Origin of the sequence: uncultured Winogradskyella sp. (assembly GCF_947496485.1) — a bacterium.
In the GTDB taxonomy this organism is placed as follows: Bacteria; Bacteroidota; Bacteroidia; order Flavobacteriales; family Flavobacteriaceae; genus Winogradskyella.
The window spans coordinates 1,581,849-1,600,772 of the sequence record NZ_CANMCZ010000001.1 but is presented as its reverse complement, the minus strand read 5'-3'; the positions used below and the strand labels follow the sequence as shown (position 1 = coordinate 1,600,772).

19 protein-coding genes are annotated in these 18,924 nt (G+C 32.2%); 9 read left to right on the top strand and 10 right to left on the bottom strand.

The window, feature by feature from the left end; all coding sequences use genetic code 11:
• Positions 1–41: 41 nt before the first annotated feature.
• From Q0822_RS06850 to Q0822_RS06835, 4 genes are read right to left on the bottom strand one after another with little or no spacing between them, the layout of a single operon-like run.
• A complete protein-coding gene (locus tag Q0822_RS06850; RefSeq protein WP_299121803.1) occupies positions 42–1,055 on the bottom strand; it encodes a carboxypeptidase-like regulatory domain-containing protein in 1,014 nt (337 codons plus the stop codon).
• Positions 1,042–2,871 carry a lysophospholipid acyltransferase family protein gene (locus tag Q0822_RS06845; RefSeq protein ID WP_299121802.1) on the bottom strand — a complete coding sequence of 610 codons (1,830 nt, stop codon included), beginning with the start codon at positions 2,869–2,871 and terminating at the stop codon, positions 1,042–1,044. The genes Q0822_RS06850 and Q0822_RS06845 overlap by 14 nt, the downstream gene beginning before the upstream one ends.
• A gap of 19 nt (positions 2,872–2,890) precedes the next feature.
• Positions 2,891–4,141: an aspartate kinase gene (locus tag Q0822_RS06840; protein ID WP_299121801.1), complete on the bottom strand. Its 1,251-nt coding sequence runs from the start codon at positions 4,139–4,141 to the stop codon at positions 2,891–2,893.
• A 29-nt stretch (positions 4,142–4,170) separates the two neighbouring features.
• The gene (locus Q0822_RS06835; protein WP_299121799.1) at positions 4,171–4,650 is read right to left on the bottom strand and encodes a GNAT family N-acetyltransferase; all 480 of its coding nucleotides are present in this window, start codon (positions 4,648–4,650) and stop codon (positions 4,171–4,173) included.
• Between the two features lie 128 nt (positions 4,651–4,778).
• Between Q0822_RS06835 and fbp the strand changes: the two genes are divergently transcribed.
• On the top strand, positions 4,779–5,783 hold the full coding sequence (fbp, locus tag Q0822_RS06830) for a class 1 fructose-bisphosphatase (RefSeq protein ID WP_299121797.1): 1,005 nt from the start codon (positions 4,779–4,781) through the stop codon (positions 5,781–5,783).
• A 58-nt stretch (positions 5,784–5,841) separates the two neighbouring features.
• Here fbp and Q0822_RS06825 read toward each other — a convergent pair whose 3' ends face one another.
• The gene (locus tag Q0822_RS06825) at positions 5,842–6,273 is read right to left on the bottom strand and encodes a TerB family tellurite resistance protein (RefSeq protein ID WP_299121795.1); all 432 of its coding nucleotides are present in this window, start codon (positions 6,271–6,273) and stop codon (positions 5,842–5,844) included.
• Between the two features lie 102 nt (positions 6,274–6,375).
• Between Q0822_RS06825 and mfd the strand changes: the two genes are divergently transcribed.
• The 4 genes from mfd to Q0822_RS06805 are packed head-to-tail and all read left to right on the top strand — an operon-like array spanning position 6,376 to position 12,679.
• The gene (gene mfd / locus Q0822_RS06820) at positions 6,376–9,708 is read left to right on the top strand and encodes a transcription-repair coupling factor (protein ID WP_299121794.1); all 3,333 of its coding nucleotides are present in this window, start codon (positions 6,376–6,378) and stop codon (positions 9,706–9,708) included.
• Positions 9,705–10,568 carry a DMT family transporter gene (locus Q0822_RS06815; protein ID WP_299121792.1) on the top strand — a complete coding sequence of 288 codons (864 nt, stop codon included), beginning with the start codon at positions 9,705–9,707 and terminating at the stop codon, positions 10,566–10,568. Before mfd ends, Q0822_RS06815 begins: the two co-directional genes overlap by 4 nt.
• A 41-nt stretch (positions 10,569–10,609) precedes the next feature.
• Positions 10,610–11,341 (top strand): hypothetical protein, encoded by a 732-nt coding sequence (locus Q0822_RS06810; protein ID WP_299121791.1) that lies wholly within the window; start codon positions 10,610–10,612, stop codon positions 11,339–11,341.
• 36 nt (positions 11,342–11,377) lie between these two features.
• On the top strand, positions 11,378–12,679 hold the full coding sequence (locus Q0822_RS06805) for a redoxin family protein (protein ID WP_299121790.1): 1,302 nt from the start codon (positions 11,378–11,380) through the stop codon (positions 12,677–12,679).
• 67 nt (positions 12,680–12,746) lie between these two features.
• Here Q0822_RS06805 and Q0822_RS06800 read toward each other — a convergent pair whose 3' ends face one another.
• Positions 12,747–13,688 (bottom strand): nicotinic acid mononucleotide adenyltransferase, encoded by a 942-nt coding sequence (locus Q0822_RS06800; protein WP_299121789.1) that lies wholly within the window; start codon positions 13,686–13,688, stop codon positions 12,747–12,749.
• Between the two features lie 223 nt (positions 13,689–13,911).
• Here Q0822_RS06800 and Q0822_RS06795 point away from each other — a divergent pair, with 223 nt between their 5' ends.
• On the top strand, positions 13,912–14,913 hold the full coding sequence (locus Q0822_RS06795) for an NAD(P)H-dependent glycerol-3-phosphate dehydrogenase (protein ID WP_299121788.1): 1,002 nt from the start codon (positions 13,912–13,914) through the stop codon (positions 14,911–14,913).
• Positions 14,914–14,998: 85 nt separating this feature from the next.
• Here the strand turns inward: Q0822_RS06795 and Q0822_RS06790 are convergent, their stop codons facing one another.
• Positions 14,999–15,394 carry a hypothetical protein gene (locus tag Q0822_RS06790; RefSeq protein WP_299121786.1) on the bottom strand — a complete coding sequence of 132 codons (396 nt, stop codon included), beginning with the start codon at positions 15,392–15,394 and terminating at the stop codon, positions 14,999–15,001.
• Between the two features lie 72 nt (positions 15,395–15,466).
• Here Q0822_RS06790 and Q0822_RS06785 point away from each other — a divergent pair, with 72 nt between their 5' ends.
• Together Q0822_RS06785 and Q0822_RS06780 are read left to right on the top strand one after the other, a co-directional pair.
• Entirely contained in the window at positions 15,467–15,838 is a 372-nt protein-coding gene (locus Q0822_RS06785; RefSeq protein ID WP_299121783.1) for a DUF1801 domain-containing protein, read from the top strand.
• Positions 15,839–15,920: 82 nt separating this feature from the next.
• Complete coding sequence (locus Q0822_RS06780) at positions 15,921–16,319, top strand: hypothetical protein (RefSeq protein ID WP_299121781.1); 399 nt, start codon at positions 15,921–15,923, stop codon at positions 16,317–16,319.
• A 6-nt stretch (positions 16,320–16,325) separates the two neighbouring features.
• On the opposite strand, the gene pheS is transcribed toward Q0822_RS06780, so the two are convergent.
• The 3 genes from pheS to Q0822_RS06765 form a co-directional block, all read right to left on the bottom strand.
• The gene (gene pheS / locus Q0822_RS06775; RefSeq protein WP_299121780.1) at positions 16,326–17,345 is read right to left on the bottom strand and encodes a phenylalanine--tRNA ligase subunit alpha; all 1,020 of its coding nucleotides are present in this window, start codon (positions 17,343–17,345) and stop codon (positions 16,326–16,328) included.
• A gap of 113 nt (positions 17,346–17,458) precedes the next feature.
• Entirely contained in the window at positions 17,459–17,896 is a 438-nt protein-coding gene (locus Q0822_RS06770; protein WP_299121778.1) for a lipocalin family protein, read from the bottom strand.
• Positions 17,897–17,964: 68 nt separating this feature from the next.
• On the bottom strand, positions 17,965–18,321 hold the full coding sequence (locus Q0822_RS06765; RefSeq protein ID WP_299121775.1) for a hypothetical protein: 357 nt from the start codon (positions 18,319–18,321) through the stop codon (positions 17,965–17,967).
• A gap of 70 nt (positions 18,322–18,391) precedes the next feature.
• Here Q0822_RS06765 and Q0822_RS06760 point away from each other — a divergent pair, with 70 nt between their 5' ends.
• The gene (locus Q0822_RS06760) at positions 18,392–18,910 is read left to right on the top strand and encodes a CvpA family protein (protein WP_299121773.1); all 519 of its coding nucleotides are present in this window, start codon (positions 18,392–18,394) and stop codon (positions 18,908–18,910) included.
• Positions 18,911–18,924 lie beyond the last annotated feature (14 nt).

Sequence of the window (18,924 nt, the reverse complement as noted above, 5' to 3'; positions counted from 1 at the left end):
AAAAACCCAGAAACTTAAATTCTGGGTTTTTATTTTTATGATTAATTATTAAGCCCATAATCTAAAGGCAATGAATCACCTACACGCTGGCTTCCCATAATACCACTAAAATACACACCTTCAATTGGCGTATAATTACCATAGACATCTACAAAAAATTCATCTACCTCTATTTGAAGCTCAGACTGTAATTCTTTGTTATATAGTATAGTAACCTTATCCTTTAATTTCACCTTTTTTAAATCGGAATCAGTAATGTCTTCAATAGTAAAATAAGACCATTCTTCTACTCTGAGTTTATCATAATAAATCCAATAACCTTCATCTCTCAAGTTTTTATTATAAAGCGAACGCATAAAGCGTTGAATAGAAAATTCATAAGCAATTTCCCTATTCTTAATAGTCTTCTTTTTTTCAGAACCTTTTAAATCCTTATAAAATGAAGTACCGAGAAAGGCTACTGTATTTACTGTAAACGTACTGGTTTTAATCTCAACATAACGAAATTCAACTTCAAAATCTATAATATCAAAAGCGATTTCATATTGCAATGCTTTATTCTCTACTCGTACTGGAGCTTTTGCACTTGCATACAAAGATTTGTTTCCTTTATCATATCTTAATATTAAATCATCTTCATTCAATATTTTGCAGGATTTACCAAACTTTGAAGTACCCAAAAACTCTTTTCTAAATAGACGTAGTTTTTGTCTTCTGGTTAAGCCATCGTCATATTCTATATAAACTTCATCTAAAGCATTATCGGCTTCGACAAGTTCTATAGTTACGTTATTCCGAAATCTATAATCAGATATTAATACCTTTTCGTAACCTAGATAAGAAATTACTAAAGTAGATTGTACAGCATCTGTATAGGTTATTGAAAATTCACCATTTTCATCCGTAGTTGTTCCAATAGTAGTATTATCAAAATAAACCGAAACTGTTTCAATAGGCTCTTGAGTTACCTTGTCAATAACTCTGCCGTTAAAGGTTTGAGCAAAGCAAAAAAAAGGGAAGACAAAAACAATTAAAAAATATTTATGCTTCACCATTTTCCATAAACTTACGCTCCAACTCTGCCTGGAATTCTTCCATCACTGGTCTAACCGTACTTTCTGGCAAGTCTGCAATTTTAATATACATTAAACCATCTACAGCATTATTGAATAAAGGATCTACATTAAATGCTACGAGTTTAGCATTCTGCTTAATGTATTTTTTAAGCAGTACAGGAAGTCGAAGAGCACCTGGTTCTACTTCGTCAATAATTTTATCGAATTTATTTAAATCGGCTTCGGTTTCATCAAAGACAAATTCTTTGTCTGCATCTTTCAGTTTTACTTTAAACTCCTTTTTAGGATGCACATATTGAGCCACATAAGGATCGTAATAATGAGATTTCATAAATTCAATCATTAAACTCTTAGAAAAGTTTGAAAACTGATTGCTTATACTCACTCCACCAATTAGGAATTTATGTTCTGGATGACGCAATGTGGTATGAACAATACCTTTCCAGAGTAAAAAGAGTGGCATTGGTTTTTGTTGGTATTCTTTAATAATGAATGCTCTACCCATTTCAATGGACTGGCTCATCATTTTGTAAAGTTCTGGTTCAAATCTAAACAGATCTTGTAGATAAAACCCATCGATACCATGCCGTTCAAAAATTTGAGAACCTAAGCCCATTCTATAAGCTCCGGCAATAACTTTTGCTTCATTATCCCATAAAAACATGTGATGATAATACGTGTCAAATGTATCTAAGTCTATAGCTTCATTGGTACCTTCTCCTACTTCTCTAAACGTAATTTCTCTGAGTCTTCCTATTTCTCTTAAAATATTAGGCATATCTCTAGCTTCAGCCAGATAAACTTCGTAATTCTTACTTGTTAAAAGTCTACAATCCTTAACCTTTAGAGTCTCTATCTCCTCCATCATAACGTTAGCATCAATAGGTGTAACAATTCTTTTTGGAGGTTTTGGTACTTTTAATTGCGATTGAAGATTATCTAAAATTTTAGGCTTATCCTCAAATGTTTTAGATAACATGTAGGTTTTTCGTCGTAAAAAATCTGAAAAATCTGGAAGACTTTCATGCTCATTCTGATCTTTTACTGAAATTGGTCGTCCTATTCTTACTTTAATAGTTCTACGCTTCTGAGTTAGTAATTCTGAAGGTAATTTTGCTGTTCTTAGTGTATCACTAATTTTTGAAAGTCGGTAAAACAAACGACTATTCTTTGCATGAAAATATATCGGCACAACAGGTACATTTGCTTTCTGAATTAACTTCATCGCAGCTTCTTCCCATTGTTTATCTACAACTAATTTACCATCTTTATAAGTCGAAACTTCACCTGCTGGAAAAACACCAAGTGGGTGCCCATCTCGTAAATGCATAATCGCATTCTTAAAACCCGATATACTGCTCTTTACATCCTTCCTATCTTCAAAAGGATTTACTGGCATTATGTAAGGCTTAAGTGGTTCAATTCTGTGTAATAAAAAATTGGCAATAATTTTGAAATCACTTCGCTGTTCTATCATTAACTTTAATAATAAAATACCATCGATGCCGCCTAGTGGATGATTAGAAATAGTGATATAAGGACCTTCTTTAGGAAGTCGTTTCATATCTTCTTCAGGAATTTCGAACTTAATCTGAAATTCATCTAAAATACCATTTAAAAACTCAAGTTCACTAAGATGTTTATTACGATTATATATTCTATTTAGGGTAGAAATTTTTAGTACTTTCATCAATAGCCAACCAAAAAAAGTACCCACGAAACCATATTTGTCTGCATGGATTGCCTTTGCAACTTCCTTTGCTGTGACTAAACCCATATTGGACGATTTCCCCATAAAACAAATGTAGTAAATGTTATTTAGTTACTATTTGAACCGTTCCTTGCGTTAACTGCTTCAACAATACGGTTTTATCTTTTTCGAGTTCTTTTATTGAAGCCTCATTATAGTGCCTAATAGTATATAGACTCACATTATCGTAACATGTTACATTGAATTTTGCTTTTAAATGTTGAAGCAATTTTTCAAGATTATTATACAAATTATCTATACATACTGAAAAGCTAATTGCTGAATTCTGAATAACATCAACCTTCATCTTATATAAATGTAGTAAACTGAAAATTTCACTAATATTCTCTTCCATAATGTATGAAAAATCTAATGATGATAATGAAATTAAGCTCTGATTTTTCTTAACAATAAAACATGGAATTTCTGGTTCTAAAGCTTTTCCTTTACTAACACAAGTTCCATCCGCTTTAGGATTTAAAAATGATTTTACATACAACGGAATTTCTTTTTGCTGCAATGGCTGTAATGTTTTTGGGTGAATTACCGAGGCTCCATAGAATGCCAACTCAATAGCTTCTCTGTAGGATATTTGGTGTAATAGCTGAGCGTTTTCAAAATAACGTGGATCCGCATTTAATACACCAGGTACATCTTTCCATATAGTAACACTATTTGCGTTTAAACAATAGGCAAAAATAGCCGCTGTATAATCACTACCTTCTCTACCTAAAGTTGTTGTAAAGTTATTAGAATCGCTTCCTAAAAATCCTTGAGTAATATTAAGAATAGACGTATTAAAATTAGTTGAAATATTGTCTTGCGTTTGCTCCCAATTCACATTAGATCGTCTATAATAATTATCCGTTTTTATAAATTCTCTAACATCAATCCAATTATTTTTTACTCCTGTTTCATTAAGATAATGACTAATAATTGTCGTTGAAATTAATTCCCCAAAGCCGATAGTTTGATCATAGACATAGTTATAATCTGGTGATTTGTTGGTTTTAAAGAATATGTTTAACTCATCAAAAAGTGCTTTTACTGAAGCAAATACATTATGACGTTCATTATCAAACAAGTCTAAAAGGATTTCATTATGGTATTTAATAACTTCATGAATTGAGCTCTGCAATTCAGATTTATTTTCAAAATAGTTTTTAATGACTAGTTCCATAGCATTGGTAGTTTTACCCATCGCAGAAACCACAACTAAGGTATTATCATAGCCTGTAGTTTTTAGAACTGTTGCTAAATTTTTTACACCTTCAGCATCTTTTACAGATGCACCACCAAACTTATAAACACGCATATCTATTTTCCCGTTAAAATGGGAATCTTTTAATTAATATTATCCAAATAGTTTTCAATTCCTTTTTCATCGAGCTGCACAACGTCCCAATCGCGCATAACATTTGCGCCTTTACTTTCGTAAAACTTTATGGCAGGTTCGTTCCAATCGAGTACTTCCCAACTTATTCTTTTAACTCCTGTTTTCTTTCCATATTTTACTACAGCATCTAACAATTGGGTTCCGATACCTCTGCCTCTATATTTTTCGTTAACAATAAGGTCTTCTAAGTGCAGAACTGTGCCTTTCCATGTAGAATATCTTGGGTAAACCAATGCTATACCTTCAACGCTATTGTCAATTTCTGAAACAAAGCATGTAAACTTTGGATTGTCTCCAAAACCATCTCTTTCTAAATCAGTAAGTGTAACTTCTACGGCATAAGGTTCTTTCTCAAACATAGCCAATTGGTTAATAAGTTCTAAAACTCTTGGCATGTCTTTTTTGGTTGCTACTCTTGGTTGATTCATTTTTTGGTTAAAAAAGGAATTCAAATATAATCTAAAGTGACTTTAAATAACAAGTTATTTACACTACGAAAACGTTTTAGTTTATCAAAAAATGCGATATTTGCGACAATTAATCAATAAAACACTAAATGTCTAAACGTAATCAAACCTTAGGTGAATTTATAATTGAAAACCAACATGCATTTAAATATACTTCTGGAGAACTTTCTAGGCTTATAAATTCTATCCGTTTAGCTGCTAAAGTGGTGAACCACGAAGTTAATAAAGCTGGTTTAGTAGATATTATTGGTGCGGCAGGAGATACCAATATTCAAGGGGAAGACCAGCAAAAATTAGATGTCTATGCCAACACTAAGTTTATTCAAACCATGACAAAAAGAAACATTGTTTGTGGTATAGCTAGTGAAGAAGAGGATGATTTTATTACTATTAATAGCCAAGATGAAAATCACCAAAACAAATACATTGTACTTATAGATCCTTTAGATGGCTCTTCAAACATTGATGTAAATGTCTCTGTCGGAACTATTTTTTCAATATACAGACGTGTAACTCCAGTTGGTACTCCTGTACAACTCGAAGATTTTTTACAGAAAGGAAATCAACAAGTTGCCGCAGGTTATGTTGTATATGGAACTTCTACAATGTTAGTTTACACAACAGGAAATGGTGTTAATGGATTTACATTAAACCCAGCAATTGGTTCATTTTATTTATCACATCCTGATATGGAATTTCCAGAAGACGGAAATATATATTCTGTAAATGAAGGTAATTACATTCACTTTCCTAAGGGTATAAAAGATTACATTAAATATTGCCAAATGGAGGAAGATAATAGACCCTATACTTCTCGTTATATTGGTTCTTTGGTATCCGATTTTCATAGAAATATGATAAAAGGTGGGATTTACATGTATCCAAAAAGTTCTAAAAACTCAAATGGTAAACTGCGATTATTATACGAATGTAATCCTATGGCGTTTTTAGCTGAGCAAGCTAATGGAAAAGCGAGTGATGGTTTTACGCGAATTATGGATATACAACCTACTGAATTACACGAGCGTGCACCATTTATCTGCGGAAGTAGGAAGATGGTAGAAAAAGCTGAAGAGTTTATGCGAAATGCATAAAAAACTTTAAAATAAAAAAGCGAACATTCAATGTTCGCTTTTTTATTTTAAGAATCTATTACTGATTCATATTTTTCATTTTATCTGTAAACTCTTCTAAGTCTACTTCGTAATGCACTAATGTCAATGCTTTATCAGCAATGTATTTTACATTATCTTGATTAAAACCTAAACCAATACATAACTTCTCAAGTAAATTAACTTGATTAGGTCCTTCAATATGATCAGCCCAAACCATACGAGCTAAATCATACAATCGCTCTAAACGTGTATCATAAGAATGTGGTGCATTTATTGGGTGACTCTTATAATCTTTAAGAATCTCTTTGTATTCGCGTTCTGTGATATCTAATCGTGTTGCTAAACGATCTAAAAACGCTTTTTCTGCTTCATTAATAATTCCATCGCTCATAGCAACTCTAACTATAGCTGCAAAATGATCTTCGTTTCGTTTTTTAAATCCGCTTTCGAATAAATCTGAAAATGACATATTTTATTTTTTTATCTAGATGCAAATATAAATCTAATAATAGATTATTTCAATTAATAACACTTCAAAAAAATTTATATTTGCACCTTCAAATAAAGGAACTTGAGTAAAGCCTTCATTGCCCAAACATATTTACAGACTTTGCAACTGCAAAATCTGCAAAGTGCTATTGTCCAAACCCAAATAAAAGTCCATTTAAAGGGTCTTGTTGGGTCATCTTTTTCAATAACTATTGCTGAAAGTTTTAAAACTGCCGAAAAACCGTTTTTAGTTGTTTTTGATGATAAAGAAGAGGCAGCTTATTACCTCAACGATTTAGAACAACTCATTAATGACAAAGATGTATTGTTTTATCCTGGAAGTTATCGGAGACCATATCAAATTGAAGAAACGAATAATGCCAATGTTCTTTTAAGAGCAGAAGTTCTAAACCGAATTAATTCGCGTAAAAAGCCCTGTATTATTATAACCTATCCTGATGCGCTTTTTGAAAAGGTGGTCACAAAAAAGGAACTTGAAAAAAATACCCTTAAAATTTCTGTTGGCAACGAATTGAGTATCGATTTTGTAAATGAAGTATTATTTGAATACAAGTTTAAACGCGTTGATTTTGTTACAGAACCTGGTGATTTTTCTGTAAGAGGTGGCATTGTAGACGTATTTTCATTTTCGCATGATGAGCCTTATCGTATCGAGTTTTTTGGAGATGAAGTCGATAGTATTAGAACCTTCGATGTGGAAACTCAACTCTCAACTGAGCGCATCAAAAAAGTAAGTATTATACCAAATGTAGCTAATAAGCTTATTGCTGAACAACGCGAAAGTTTCTTAAAATATATTTCTAATAAAACGGTTGTTTTTGCTAGGAATGCTCCACTTTTATTTTCAAGAATAGATGAGTTTTATACAAAAGCCGTTGATACCTTCAACACTTTATCTAAAGAGATAAAACATGCTTCACCAGATGCGTTGTTTTGTAATTCTGAGCTATTAAAACGTCAATTTTTAGAATATAGTCTAGTTGAGTTTGGTACTTCAGCAACCCTTAGCAATCAAACCATTCAATTCAATACAAAACCTCAGCCAGCATTCAACAAGCAATTCAATTTATTAATTGAAGACCTTAATGAAAATCATGCCAATGGGATTACCAATTATATAGCTTGTGTTAGTGAACAACAAGCTAAGCGTTTTCATGATATTTTTGATGATGTGGAACAAGACGTGCATTACAAAACTATTGTACTTTCTCTTTATCAAGGATTTATAGATTCAGAACATAAAATTGCTGTTTACACAGATCATCAGATTTTTGATCGTTACCACAAATTCCATCTTAAAAATGGCTATGCTAAAAAGCAAGCTATTACTTTAAAGGAGCTTACCAATTTAGAAGTTGGTGATTACGTCACACACATTGATCATGGTATTGGCAGATTTGGTGGTCTTCAAAAAATAGATGTCGAAGGTAAAAAGCAAGAGGCCATAAAATTGGTCTATGGTGAACGCGACGTTCTGTATTTAAGTATTCATTCGCTTCATAAGATTACCAAGTTTAATGGAAAAGATGGAAAACCTCCTAAAGTATATAAATTAGGAAGCAAAGCATGGAAAACCCTTAAACAAAAAACGAAATCTAGAGTTAAGGAAATCGCTTTTAACCTTATAAAGCTTTATGCAAAACGGAAGTTAAAAAAAGGGTTTCAGTATGCTCCGGATAGTCATATGCAATTAGAGTTAGAAGCGTCTTTCGTATATGAGGATACACCAGATCAAATCTCTTCGACTGCAGACATAAAAGCAGATATGGAAAGTGAACGGCCAATGGATCGTTTGGTTTGTGGTGATGTTGGATTTGGTAAAACTGAAGTTGCCATAAGAGCTGCTTTTAAGGCAGTTGATAATGGAAAACAAGTGGCTATTCTAGTGCCAACTACGATTTTAGCATATCAACACTATCGAACGTTTACAGAACGCTTAAAAGATTTTCCTGTTACTGTAGATTATGTCAATCGTTTCAGAACTGCAAAGGAAAAACGAGAAACATTAGAGGGTCTAGAAAAAGGAAGTGTTGATATTATAATTGGTACACATCAACTAGCTAACAAAAATGTAAAGTTTAAAGATTTAGGATTGCTTATTGTTGATGAAGAACAAAAATTTGGTGTTGCTGTAAAAGAACGACTTAAAACCATAAAAGAGAATGTTGATGTATTGACATTAACGGCAACTCCAATTCCAAGAACACTTCAATTTAGCTTAATGGCAGCAAGAGATTTGTCTGTTATTACTACGGCTCCACCTAATCGATATCCTATAGAGAGTCATGTGATTCGTTTTAATGAGGAAACAATCAGAGATGCTGTGAGTTATGAAATTCAACGTGGAGGTCAGGTCTTTTTTATTCATAATCGAATCGAGAATATTAAGGAAGTTGCTGGTATGATTCAACGTTTGGTTCCTGATGCTAAAATTGGTATTGGTCATGGACAACTCGATGGTAAAAAATTAGAACAACTGATGCTTGCTTTTATGAATGGTGAATTTGATGTTTTAGTAAGCACAACAATTGTAGAAAGCGGATTGGATGTGCCAAATGCAAATACCATTTTCATTAACAATGCTAATAATTTTGGATTAAGCGACTTACACCAAATGCGAGGTCGTGTAGGTCGTAGTAACAAAAAGGCTTTCTGTTATTTTATCACGCCAGAATACTCTGCAATGACCACTGATGCTCGTAAGCGTATTACAGCATTAGAACAATTCACTGAATTAGGTAGTGGTTTCAATATTGCTATGAAGGATTTAGAAATTAGAGGAGCAGGTGATTTATTAGGTGGCGAACAAAGTGGATTCATTAATGATATTGGTTTTGACACCTACCAGAAAATATTAAATGAAGCGATTGAAGAACTCAAAGAATCTGAATTTGCCGAGTTATACAAAGACGATGGTAAGCCAAAACAGTATGTAAAAGACATAACCATTGATACGGATTTTGAATTGCTATTCCCTGACGATTACGTCAATAATATTACTGAACGCCTAAATCTTTACACCAAACTCAATGAGATAAAAACTGAAGAAGCGTTAGACAAATTTGAATCTGATATTATTGATCGGTTTGGTGAATTGCCAATTCAAGTTTCGGATTTATTAGATAGTGTACGCCTAAAATGGATTGCCACAAAAATGGGACTTGAAAAACTCATTATGAAGAAAGGAAAACTCGTCGGTTATTTTATCAATGATCAACAAAGTCCTTTTTATCAAAGTGATGATTTTTCTAAGGTTTTACAGTTTGTGCAATTGAATGCTAGTAAATGTAAAATGAAAGAGAAACAAACGCGTAATGGTTTACGTTTACTCATTACATTCGATAATATAAAATCTACTAAACAAGCGCTTAAGACTTTATCTGATATTAAATGAATGAAAAAAGCCATTTAAATCATCTTTTATTACTTACTGTAGCCACTTTATTCATTAGTACTTCTGGTGCATTGGGTAAATTTATAGCCATGCCTACACCAGTAATTATTTGGTGGCGTGCAGCTTTAGCGGCAATCTTTCTGTTAATTTTTTGTCTTTATAAAGGCATTAACTTAAAAATAAATAATGGTAAAGACCGTTGGACATTTTTTATAGCTGCGGTATTAATGGGAGCGCACTGGATAACCTATTTCTATGCTTTAAAACTCTCTAATGTTGCCATTGGTATGCTTTCAATTTTTACATTTCCTGTAATGATAGCACTTTTAGAGCCACTATTTTCTAGAACTAAATTCGATCCTATTCATATCGTTTTAGGATTAATGGTACTTATTGGAATTTATATTTTAGCACCAGAGTTTGATTTAGGCAGCAGTCATTTACAAGGTATTCTATTTGGTTTACTTTCGGCATTATGTTATGCGCTAAGAATTCTAATTTTAAAAGGACAAGTTGCTATCTACAACGGAACAATGCTAATGTTTTATCAAGTTGCCATAATAGCTGTTTTGTTGACTCCAATATTATATTTCTTAGATACGTCTAATATCACAACACAATATCCTTATGTAATTTTATTGGCGCTTTTGACTACAGCTATTGGACATACCATGTTTGTAAACAGTTTAAAATATTTTAAAGCAAGTACTGCAAGTATTATAGGTAGTGCTCAACCTGTTTTCGGAATTATTATTGCCTATTTTTTCTTGAATGAAATACCAACAATACATACATTTGTGGGAGGGGCTTTGATATTAGCCACAGTCATAATTGAAAGTATTAGATCTAAAATCAAATAATGGCTCAGTTATTGTCGTTATTTTGAAAATAAAAAAACTATATGAAGACATTTACAATACTATTCTTACTTTTCTGTTCAATTAATTTAATAGGTCAAGAAAAACTGAAAATTAACATTGATAATCCTGAACCAAGGGTTGGACAAAAAGTTAATTTCACTATAGAAATCGATTTTCTAAATGACTACTTTAAAGATGAACTAGGTGAAAGTATCGAATTAACTGGGTCTTCTTCAGTGTTTGCTATGTCATCAAAGGACTTCCAGAGAGTAATTATTTTTAATGAAGCAAAAAAGCATGAAATTGGCCCTTTTAATTTTGAATTCAATGGTAAAAAATACACCACAGATTCAATTGAAGTAAACGTACAACCAGAACTACCAATAGAAAAAGGACTTTGGATAAGATTGGCTGAATTTGAAGGAGAACACTATATAATTCTCGAACAGCTAATAGAAAATATCTCGAACAAAACCGATAATGAAAACGGAGGATATTCCCACACTATTGGAGGCATTTTACCAGAAGGGATAGAATTCGCAGGATTAAATGAAAATTTAACTGATGGAATTGAGTTGAGTAACTACAGCTCATCGTCTAATACTTTAACAGCAAAAGATGCTGACTTTTTTGATGTTGGCTTTTCATATTCTATTAAAAAGTATAGGGTTCAGTTTGATGATGATTTTGATGGATCTTATATTATATCTGAAAAAGACTTTGAAAATTTACCAGAAGAAACAGAACTTGAAAAAATAGAATTAAAAAGATAAGCTACTTTTATTAAACCTGTTAAATCATAACATAACATGAAGAAACTATTAACCCTCTTATTGGCTATACCTCTTATGGCTTCAGCCCAAACTGTAAAAGGAACTTTTTCTCCAGCAGAAGATTATTCTTATGCTTTTCTGTATGAAGCCACACCACAAGGTGCTAACTATGTTAACAGAGGTCAGTTAGATGCTACAGGAAATTTTGAAATTCCGTTAGATTCAACTGTAGCCCCAGGTATCTATAAAATTGTTTATGCCATTCCGCCAGAGGAAAATAATTTCGATTTTATTTATGATGGTAATGAAACCGTAGCCTTTAATTTTAATTACGAAAAAGGTGTTGAGTTTACACAATCTGAAGAAAACAAACTTTGGGCGTCTTATCTAAAAAGTATGGATATGGTTAACCAAACCATCAGCAATTATTATTCAAAAAATAATACAGATGAGGAAGGTTTCAATTCTATTTTTAAAGTTTTAAAAGACACACAGTTGGCTTATGAAGAATCTGCAAATGGTAAATTGGTATCTGCCTTTATTATTGCAAACAGACCTTATATTCCATCGGAATATGAAGACATCAGTACTTATTCTAAAAAACTAAAACAACATTATCTCAGTCAAATAGATTTTAGTAATTACTTACTTCAAAGTTCTTCGTTTTTGGTAGATCGCATAACAGGTTATGTCTTTAATATGGTTGAAAATCCTAGTGATGATACATACAAAACACATGTAGATGATGTTGCTGCCGCAATTAGTAATGAACACTTAATTATTAAAACAAGTCTTATAGAAATTCTATGGCAACGATTTGTAACCTTAGAAAATCACGATTTAGCAAACTATATTACTGAGATGTACCTATTAGATTTAGCTAACGCAACAAATAATAAGGTCTTAGCAGAAACAATTACATCTTATAAAAACACCTCTATTGGCACAAAAGCTCCAGATTTTGATATCGTAGCAAATGGGACTAAAACAAGCTTACATCTTTTGGAAGGAGCAGAAAACTATCTCTTAATCTTTTGGAGTAGTGGTTGTGGTCATTGTTTAGTAGAACTACCAAAAGTAAAAGAATTGGTTGCCAACAAACCCAACTTAAAAGTAATTGCTTATGGTTTAGAGGATAATGATGTAAAGTGGACCGAAGAAATTAAAAACTATCCCAATTTTACACATACAATTGGTTTAGGTAAATGGGATAACCCAATCGTAAAAACCTACGGAATTGCTGCAACACCAATGTACTTTTTATTGAGTAGTTCTAAAATAATTATGGCTAAACCTTATGAGTACGAGGATTTGGAGGTTGTTTTGAAAAGTTTGTAAAAAGAAAAACGCTCAGTAAAACAAGCGTTTTATCTGAGCGTTTTGAAACTAAATAACCAACCAAAATTTAGCTTCTTTTATTCTCTCTAAGGTTTTCTACCTTTTTTGTTTTTTGCTTACGCTTTTTAGGTTTATCAACTTGCTTAGTGATTTTACCTTGCGTATCAGAACTTCTGTAATAAGGGATGTAACCTTGTCCTGCAAATTCGTATGTTGTACCAGAATCCGCATGGAATAATTCTATCGTTCCATCATCTATAACGCTAAGTTCAAAGAATTCATTGTCAAAGAAATCATAATCTAATGTTAATGTTTTTAGGTACATATTTCCTGTTATATCTCCGACGCCATAAACTCCTGTGTAATCCCAAAATATATTAACAGGATTGAACACATTTTCATCTTGAGAGCTTCTAAATGTAGAGTCATTTCCGCCCGATAAAAACTGTAAATAGTTTTCATCATCAAACTCATTTAAGGCTCCTAACTCACTTGTATAAGTTTTTTCCCAAGCTTCATATTCTTGTAAGAAATAATGAATGTTATCATAGAATACAAAATCATAATCAAAGTTAGATCTCTGGTAACCATCTAAAAAGTAAGAGGTGTCATTAAACGGATTATATAATTCTATCGTATTACCATCTACTTGATAGACATCAAAACTATCGAAACCATCTATAACATGGTTAATATCTAATATCATATCATAAGCATCGTAATTACCTATTTGCACCCCATAACCATTTCCTTGGCTACCAATACCTACTAAATTATTGTTGGCATATAGACGACCATTATCAAAAGTTAATGTAAATGCAATTTGCAAGAATGGTGTTTCGCCATAACCTTGAGTGGAATTAATATCTACATACCACAAATCGTATGAATGCAATAACTGATCTAAAGAAACTGATGGGTTATCATTAAAATTTGCTTCCTCTACATAACATGATGTAAATAATGTTGCTGCTAGTGCAAGTCCTAGTAATAATTTTAATGTCTTCATAATCTAATGGTTTTAGGGTTATTACTTTATAGAGTTTCAAAACGCGTGCCAAAATCATAATCGGTTGTCATTTACTGTGGCGTATATTCGATTTCTGAACTAGTTTTAAGGATTTCAAAAAAGCTTAGAAGCACCGATTTTAAATGCTTAACGCAATTGTCAATGTATTAGTCATTCCATAAAACTTTCCTTATTTTTGATATAATTAATTGATTACAATCCTATGAATGATACTACAAAATATGCTGTTTTTGGTGCAGGAAGTTGGGCAACTGCCATTGTAAAAATGCTTTGCGAAAACTTAGATGAAGTCGGTTGGTATATGAGAAGTGTTTATGCCAAAGAGCATATTTTAAAAGAACAACACAATCCTAGTTATTTAAGTTCTGTTGAGTTTCATACAGAGCAATTAAAACTCAGTAATGATATTAATGAAATTGCAGAATGGGCAGATGTCCTCATTTTTGTAATTCCTTCTGCTTTTATGCACTCTGAACTAGAAAAACTGACAATAGATATTAGTAATAAAATTGTGGTATCTGCAGTAAAAGGTATTATGCCAGAATCTGGATTATTAGTTGGAGAACATTTTCATGATATTTATAATATTCCTTTTGAAAATATTGCTGTAATTGCTGGTCCATGTCATGCAGAAGAAGTTGCATTAGAGCGTTTATCCTATCTCACTATTTCTTGTGCCGATGCAGAAAAAGCACAATCAATAGCAGATAACTTATCGAGCAATTATATAAAAACTAAAATCAGCGATGATATTATTGGTGTAGAATATGCGGTAATGTTAAAAAACATCTACGCAATCGCTGCAGGAATTGCACACGGTTTAGGTTATGGTGATAACTTTCAAAGTGTATTAATGAGTAATGCAATTCGCGAAATGAAGCGTTTTATTAAAAAGATGCATAAGATGAAACGTAACATTAATAATTCAGCTTATTTAGGGGATTTATTAGTAACTGGCTACTCTGTCTTTTCTCGTAACCGAATGTTCGGTAATATGATTGGCAAGGGTTATACTGTGAAATCTGCACAGATGGAAATGAATATGGTTGCGGAAGGTTATTATGCCACTAAGAGTGCTTTCCTTCTCAACGAAAAGAATACTAAAAAGACGCGTATGCCAATCATCAATGCGGTTTATGACATTCTTTATGAGAATAAAGATCCAAAAAAGGTTTTTAAGAAATTGACTGATAAGTTGGATTAATTTTTTTGTCATCCTGAACTCGATTCAGAATCTCATCAAAATAGATTCCATATTAAGTGTGGAATGACGACTCTAAGAACCAATATTATTTCACCAAAATACCTTTCAACTGCATTAATGGAAGATTCTGTAAAGCCCTTTTATTAATAGTATTCTTTCTAAATAAATACGTTTTATCAAACATCCGATTTTCTTCAAAAAAGGTGATTTTAAAAGAATTATTCAGCTCTAAAACTTTTTCTTGTAAATATTCAATCTTAGCATAACTTCTTGCTGGTAATTTTGAAATGGTATGGCGCATTGGAGGTGTCATTTTCTTATCACTAAAACCTTGCGAAACTATGAGGACAGTTTCTAGATCTTTATCTGTGTTGTTTATGATATAGGCATTCCAGTCTTGGGTTTTGTATTCTATATGTTCTTCTTGCACAACTGCAACGTGTACATCTTTTACTTCAGGAATTGTTATGTCTTTTTTCATGGTTGCAAAATTAACTGTTTTGATTTTCTAATAAAAAATCCGAACTTGAATACCTTAAACTATTTATAGAACATGACTTCACTTGAAAACTTTAAAAATACGTTTGTTCGTAATTCGAAAGCTCAGCAAATCGGTTTAAAATTAAGAACCATAGTTTTAGAGTTTTTTTCAAATATAGAAGAAAACTTCTATGGAGGTTCTAAAGTTAAGATGACTCTTTACAGCCGAAATGGATCTAATAATGTACTATGTGGTATTCAACAATCTGCAAATGATACTTGCATGCTGTATGTTCATCATGTCGATAATATTTCTCACGAAAAATTAAAATTTTCTGGAAAAGGTAAACATGCTAAACGTGTAAAATTTGAAAGTATCGACGAAGTTTCAGAAGATGATATCAAATGGTTATTACAACAAGTGAATGACAATGCACCTTTTTAATTCCATGTTAATTATACGCTAAAAAGAAAGCTCAAAAAAACTAAATTCTTAATTTAGGTATTCATCTAAAAAGCCTTGAGTTATGAGATTCCTATTACTCCTTATTTTGTTGCCGATTTATAGTTTATCTTATAGTCAAACCAATGAAAAGATTACGACCATAGAAACTGTTGCAGTTCTAAATAACAATAAAGAAGAAGCTATATATTACTTTCAGAATAACTGGAAAGTTCTAAGAGAAAAAGCAGTTGAAAAAGGCTATATAAGTTCGTTTTCATTAATGCAAACAGCATATAATGAAGACACACCTTTTCATATTATACTAGTAACTACATATGATAACAAAGAACAATACGAAAAAAGAGAGGCGCATTTTGCAAAACTTATTAAAGCTAGTGGAGGACTTAAACTTTTAAATGAAAAAAAGCCTTCAGAATTTAGAAAATCAGTCTTTAGTATTGATGCTGCTGAACATTTATAATAGCTTTTATAAAGCTGACCTAAACTGCTCTAAAAAACGCACATCATTCTCACTTAGCAATCGAATATCACTAATCTGATTTAAAAGCATAGCAATACGATCGATTCCCATACCAAAGGCAAAACCAGTGTATTCTTTAGAATCAATTCCACAATTTTCTAATACATTAGGATCTACCATACCACAACCCATAATTTCTAACCAACCTGTACCCTTAGTGATTTTATAATCGGTTTCTGTTTCTAGACCCCAATATACATCGACTTCAGCACTTGGCTCTGTAAATGGAAAGTATGATGGACGTAATCTAATCTTAGATTTTCCGAACATCTCTGTAGTAAAATATTGTAGTGTTTGTTTTAAATCTGCAAAACTTACATCCTTGTCAATATACAATCCTTCTACTTGATGGAAAAAACAATGTGAACGCGCAGAAATGGCTTCATTTCTATATACACGACCAGGCGAAATAGTTCTAATTGGCGGTTTGTTATTTTCCATATAACGTACTTGTACCGAACTAGTGTGTGTACGCAATAATATATCTGGATTGGTTTGAATAAAAAAGGTGTCCTGCATATCTCGCGCTGGATGGTATTCAGGTAAGTTCAATGCTGTAAAGTTATGCCAATCATCTTCAATTTCTGGTCCTTCACTGACATTAAATCCAATACGAGAAAAGATATCAATAATTTGATTTTTAACAATAGAAATAGGATGACGTGCACCCAAAGCGATAGGTTCTCCTGGACGCGATAAATCTCCATAAATCCCTTTATCCTCTTCTTGATTTTCGAAAGCTTCTTTTAAAGTATTTACTTTGTCTTCTGCTGTTTTCTTTAGCTGATTAATCGTTTGTCCGAATTCTTTCTTCTGATCGTTTGCTACATTTTTAAACTCAGCAAAGTACTGTTTTAGTAATCCTTTTGACCCTAAATATTTAATTCTAAACGCTTCAACCTCTTCTTTTGATTGTGCTTTAAATGCTTCTGCTTCTGCAATGAGTTCTTTTAGCTTATCTATCATTTTACGCTGAATTTATTTCAGTATCTCTTCTTAATCCGCAAATTTATGATTTTTAAGAACAAAAAACTCCTTTAAGATTAAAGGAGTTTAAATAATTAAGATTTTATTAGAGTCTACTGCTTTATAAAGACATCTCTATAAGTTATTGTCACTCCATCTTCTACATCTGTTTCTTCAAAAAAGAATGTGTTTCCCTCAAAAGTAATTTCCTGTGTCTCTGACTCACCACCAATTGTGATGGTGTAAAGGTTTCCTGTATTAGACCAAGAACCTGTATCCATTTCTTCTAATTCACATATACCATCTTCATTATCATCTACATAATATTCACCAGAAAAATTACCATTTTCAGCGAATATCAAATCGCCTTCTGTATCACAAGGTTCTAATTCTTCTACAACTCCATTTTCAAATGATTCTAAAAATCTCCAAGTACCTACAATAGGGTTTTCTGAGGTTGGATCCTCACCATCATCATTAGGGCACGCCATAGCTGTTAATCCTACAACACACAATAACAGCAGTTGCTTTATGCTTTGTTTTGTTTTCATTTATAAGTTTTTATTGATTACAATTATATAACAATACTCCCCGTAATTCTCCTGAAAAAAGTTAAATATTAATTAATATAATCGGTTTCTATAAAATAATTAACAATAGCTTCTTTCATTAAGACACTCTGTTCACCTGCCTTAAGATGTGGTAATTGTGCCAATACTTTGTAATGTGGCCAACCGTCATCGTCTACATAATCAAATTTATAAAAACCATAAGGCTCCAAAACCTTGCAAATAGCAATATGCATTAAATCGAGTTTGTGATCTTTTTTGTATTCACGATGTATTTGCCCAAGTTCCTGAACACCAATAAGATAAATAATGGAATCTAAGTCTAATCTATCTCCATCTGCAAACTGATTAGAGAGTTTTTCTACTACCAAATCCCATCGTTCTTTTAATTGTTCATCTCTTGCCATAATTTTCAGACCTATTATTACGTTTAATAATTGGCAAAGTTAATTTATATTTGCCTAAACCGCTAGTATTATGAGTATCATCGACATTGTTTTAGGAGCCCTATTATTATTTGGGCTTATACGTGGAGCTATGAAAGGGCTTTTCGTTGAAGTGGCTTCTTTAGTTGCTTTGGTTTTAGGTGTATATGGAGCCATTCACTTCAGTGGTTTTGCGGCGGAGTTTTTGGAATCTAAGGTGGAATGGAATGAAAAAACTATTAATATCGTAGCATTCGCCATAACCTTTGTGATTATTGTTTTAGCCATTAGTTTAGCAGGAAAAGCTTTAACTAAATTAGCCGACTTTGCTGCACTAGGCATCATAAATAAACTTGCAGGCGGTATTTTTGGAGCGCTTAAAATTGGATTAATTCTCAGTGTACTTTTAATTGTTTTCAACAAATTAAATAACACACTTCCGTTTATGGAAAAAGAAGATTTAGAAGAAAGTATACTTTACAAACCTGTGAAATCTTTAGCTCCGATGATTTTTCCTAACCTTATTAAAAGCGAAGCAGAAGAAACACAAGCACCAGAGGAAGAAGCATAAAAAAAAGCCACTCT

Excerpts from the sequence above, each read along its gene's own strand:
- Q0822_RS06770 (WP_299121778.1), bottom strand. The coding sequence starts at position 17,896 with ATGAAAACAAAACAAAGCATAAAGCAACTGCTGTTATTGTGTGTTGTA.
- Q0822_RS06835 (WP_299121799.1), bottom strand. The coding sequence starts at position 4,650 with ATGAATCAACCAAGAGTAGCAACCAAAAAAGACATGCCAAGAGTTTTA.
- Q0822_RS06790 (WP_299121786.1), bottom strand. The coding sequence starts at position 15,394 with ATGAAAAAAGACATAACAATTCCTGAAGTAAAAGATGTACACGTTGCA.
- Q0822_RS06815 (WP_299121792.1), top strand. The coding sequence starts at position 9,705 with ATGAATGAAAAAAGCCATTTAAATCATCTTTTATTACTTACTGTAGCC.
- Q0822_RS06785 (WP_299121783.1), top strand. The coding sequence starts at position 15,467 with ATGACTTCACTTGAAAACTTTAAAAATACGTTTGTTCGTAATTCGAAA.
- Q0822_RS06845 (WP_299121802.1), bottom strand. The coding sequence starts at position 2,871 with ATGGGGAAATCGTCCAATATGGGTTTAGTCACAGCAAAGGAAGTTGCA.
- Q0822_RS06850 (WP_299121803.1), bottom strand. The coding sequence starts at position 1,055 with ATGGTGAAGCATAAATATTTTTTAATTGTTTTTGTCTTCCCTTTTTTT.
- Q0822_RS06760 (WP_299121773.1), top strand. The coding sequence starts at position 18,392 with ATGAGTATCATCGACATTGTTTTAGGAGCCCTATTATTATTTGGGCTT.
- Q0822_RS06765 (WP_299121775.1), bottom strand. The coding sequence starts at position 18,321 with ATGGCAAGAGATGAACAATTAAAAGAACGATGGGATTTGGTAGTAGAA.
- Q0822_RS06810 (WP_299121791.1), top strand. The coding sequence starts at position 10,610 with ATGAAGACATTTACAATACTATTCTTACTTTTCTGTTCAATTAATTTA.
- Q0822_RS06840 (WP_299121801.1), bottom strand. The coding sequence starts at position 4,141 with ATGCGTGTTTATAAGTTTGGTGGTGCATCTGTAAAAGATGCTGAAGGT.
- Q0822_RS06780 (WP_299121781.1), top strand. The coding sequence starts at position 15,921 with ATGAGATTCCTATTACTCCTTATTTTGTTGCCGATTTATAGTTTATCT.
- Q0822_RS06795 (WP_299121788.1), top strand. The coding sequence starts at position 13,912 with ATGAATGATACTACAAAATATGCTGTTTTTGGTGCAGGAAGTTGGGCA.
- pheS (WP_299121780.1), bottom strand. The coding sequence starts at position 17,345 with ATGATAGATAAGCTAAAAGAACTCATTGCAGAAGCAGAAGCATTTAAA.
- fbp (WP_299121797.1), top strand. The coding sequence starts at position 4,779 with ATGTCTAAACGTAATCAAACCTTAGGTGAATTTATAATTGAAAACCAA.
- Q0822_RS06825 (WP_299121795.1), bottom strand. The coding sequence starts at position 6,273 with ATGTCATTTTCAGATTTATTCGAAAGCGGATTTAAAAAACGAAACGAA.
- Q0822_RS06800 (WP_299121789.1), bottom strand. The coding sequence starts at position 13,688 with ATGAAGACATTAAAATTATTACTAGGACTTGCACTAGCAGCAACATTA.
- Q0822_RS06805 (WP_299121790.1), top strand. The coding sequence starts at position 11,378 with ATGAAGAAACTATTAACCCTCTTATTGGCTATACCTCTTATGGCTTCA.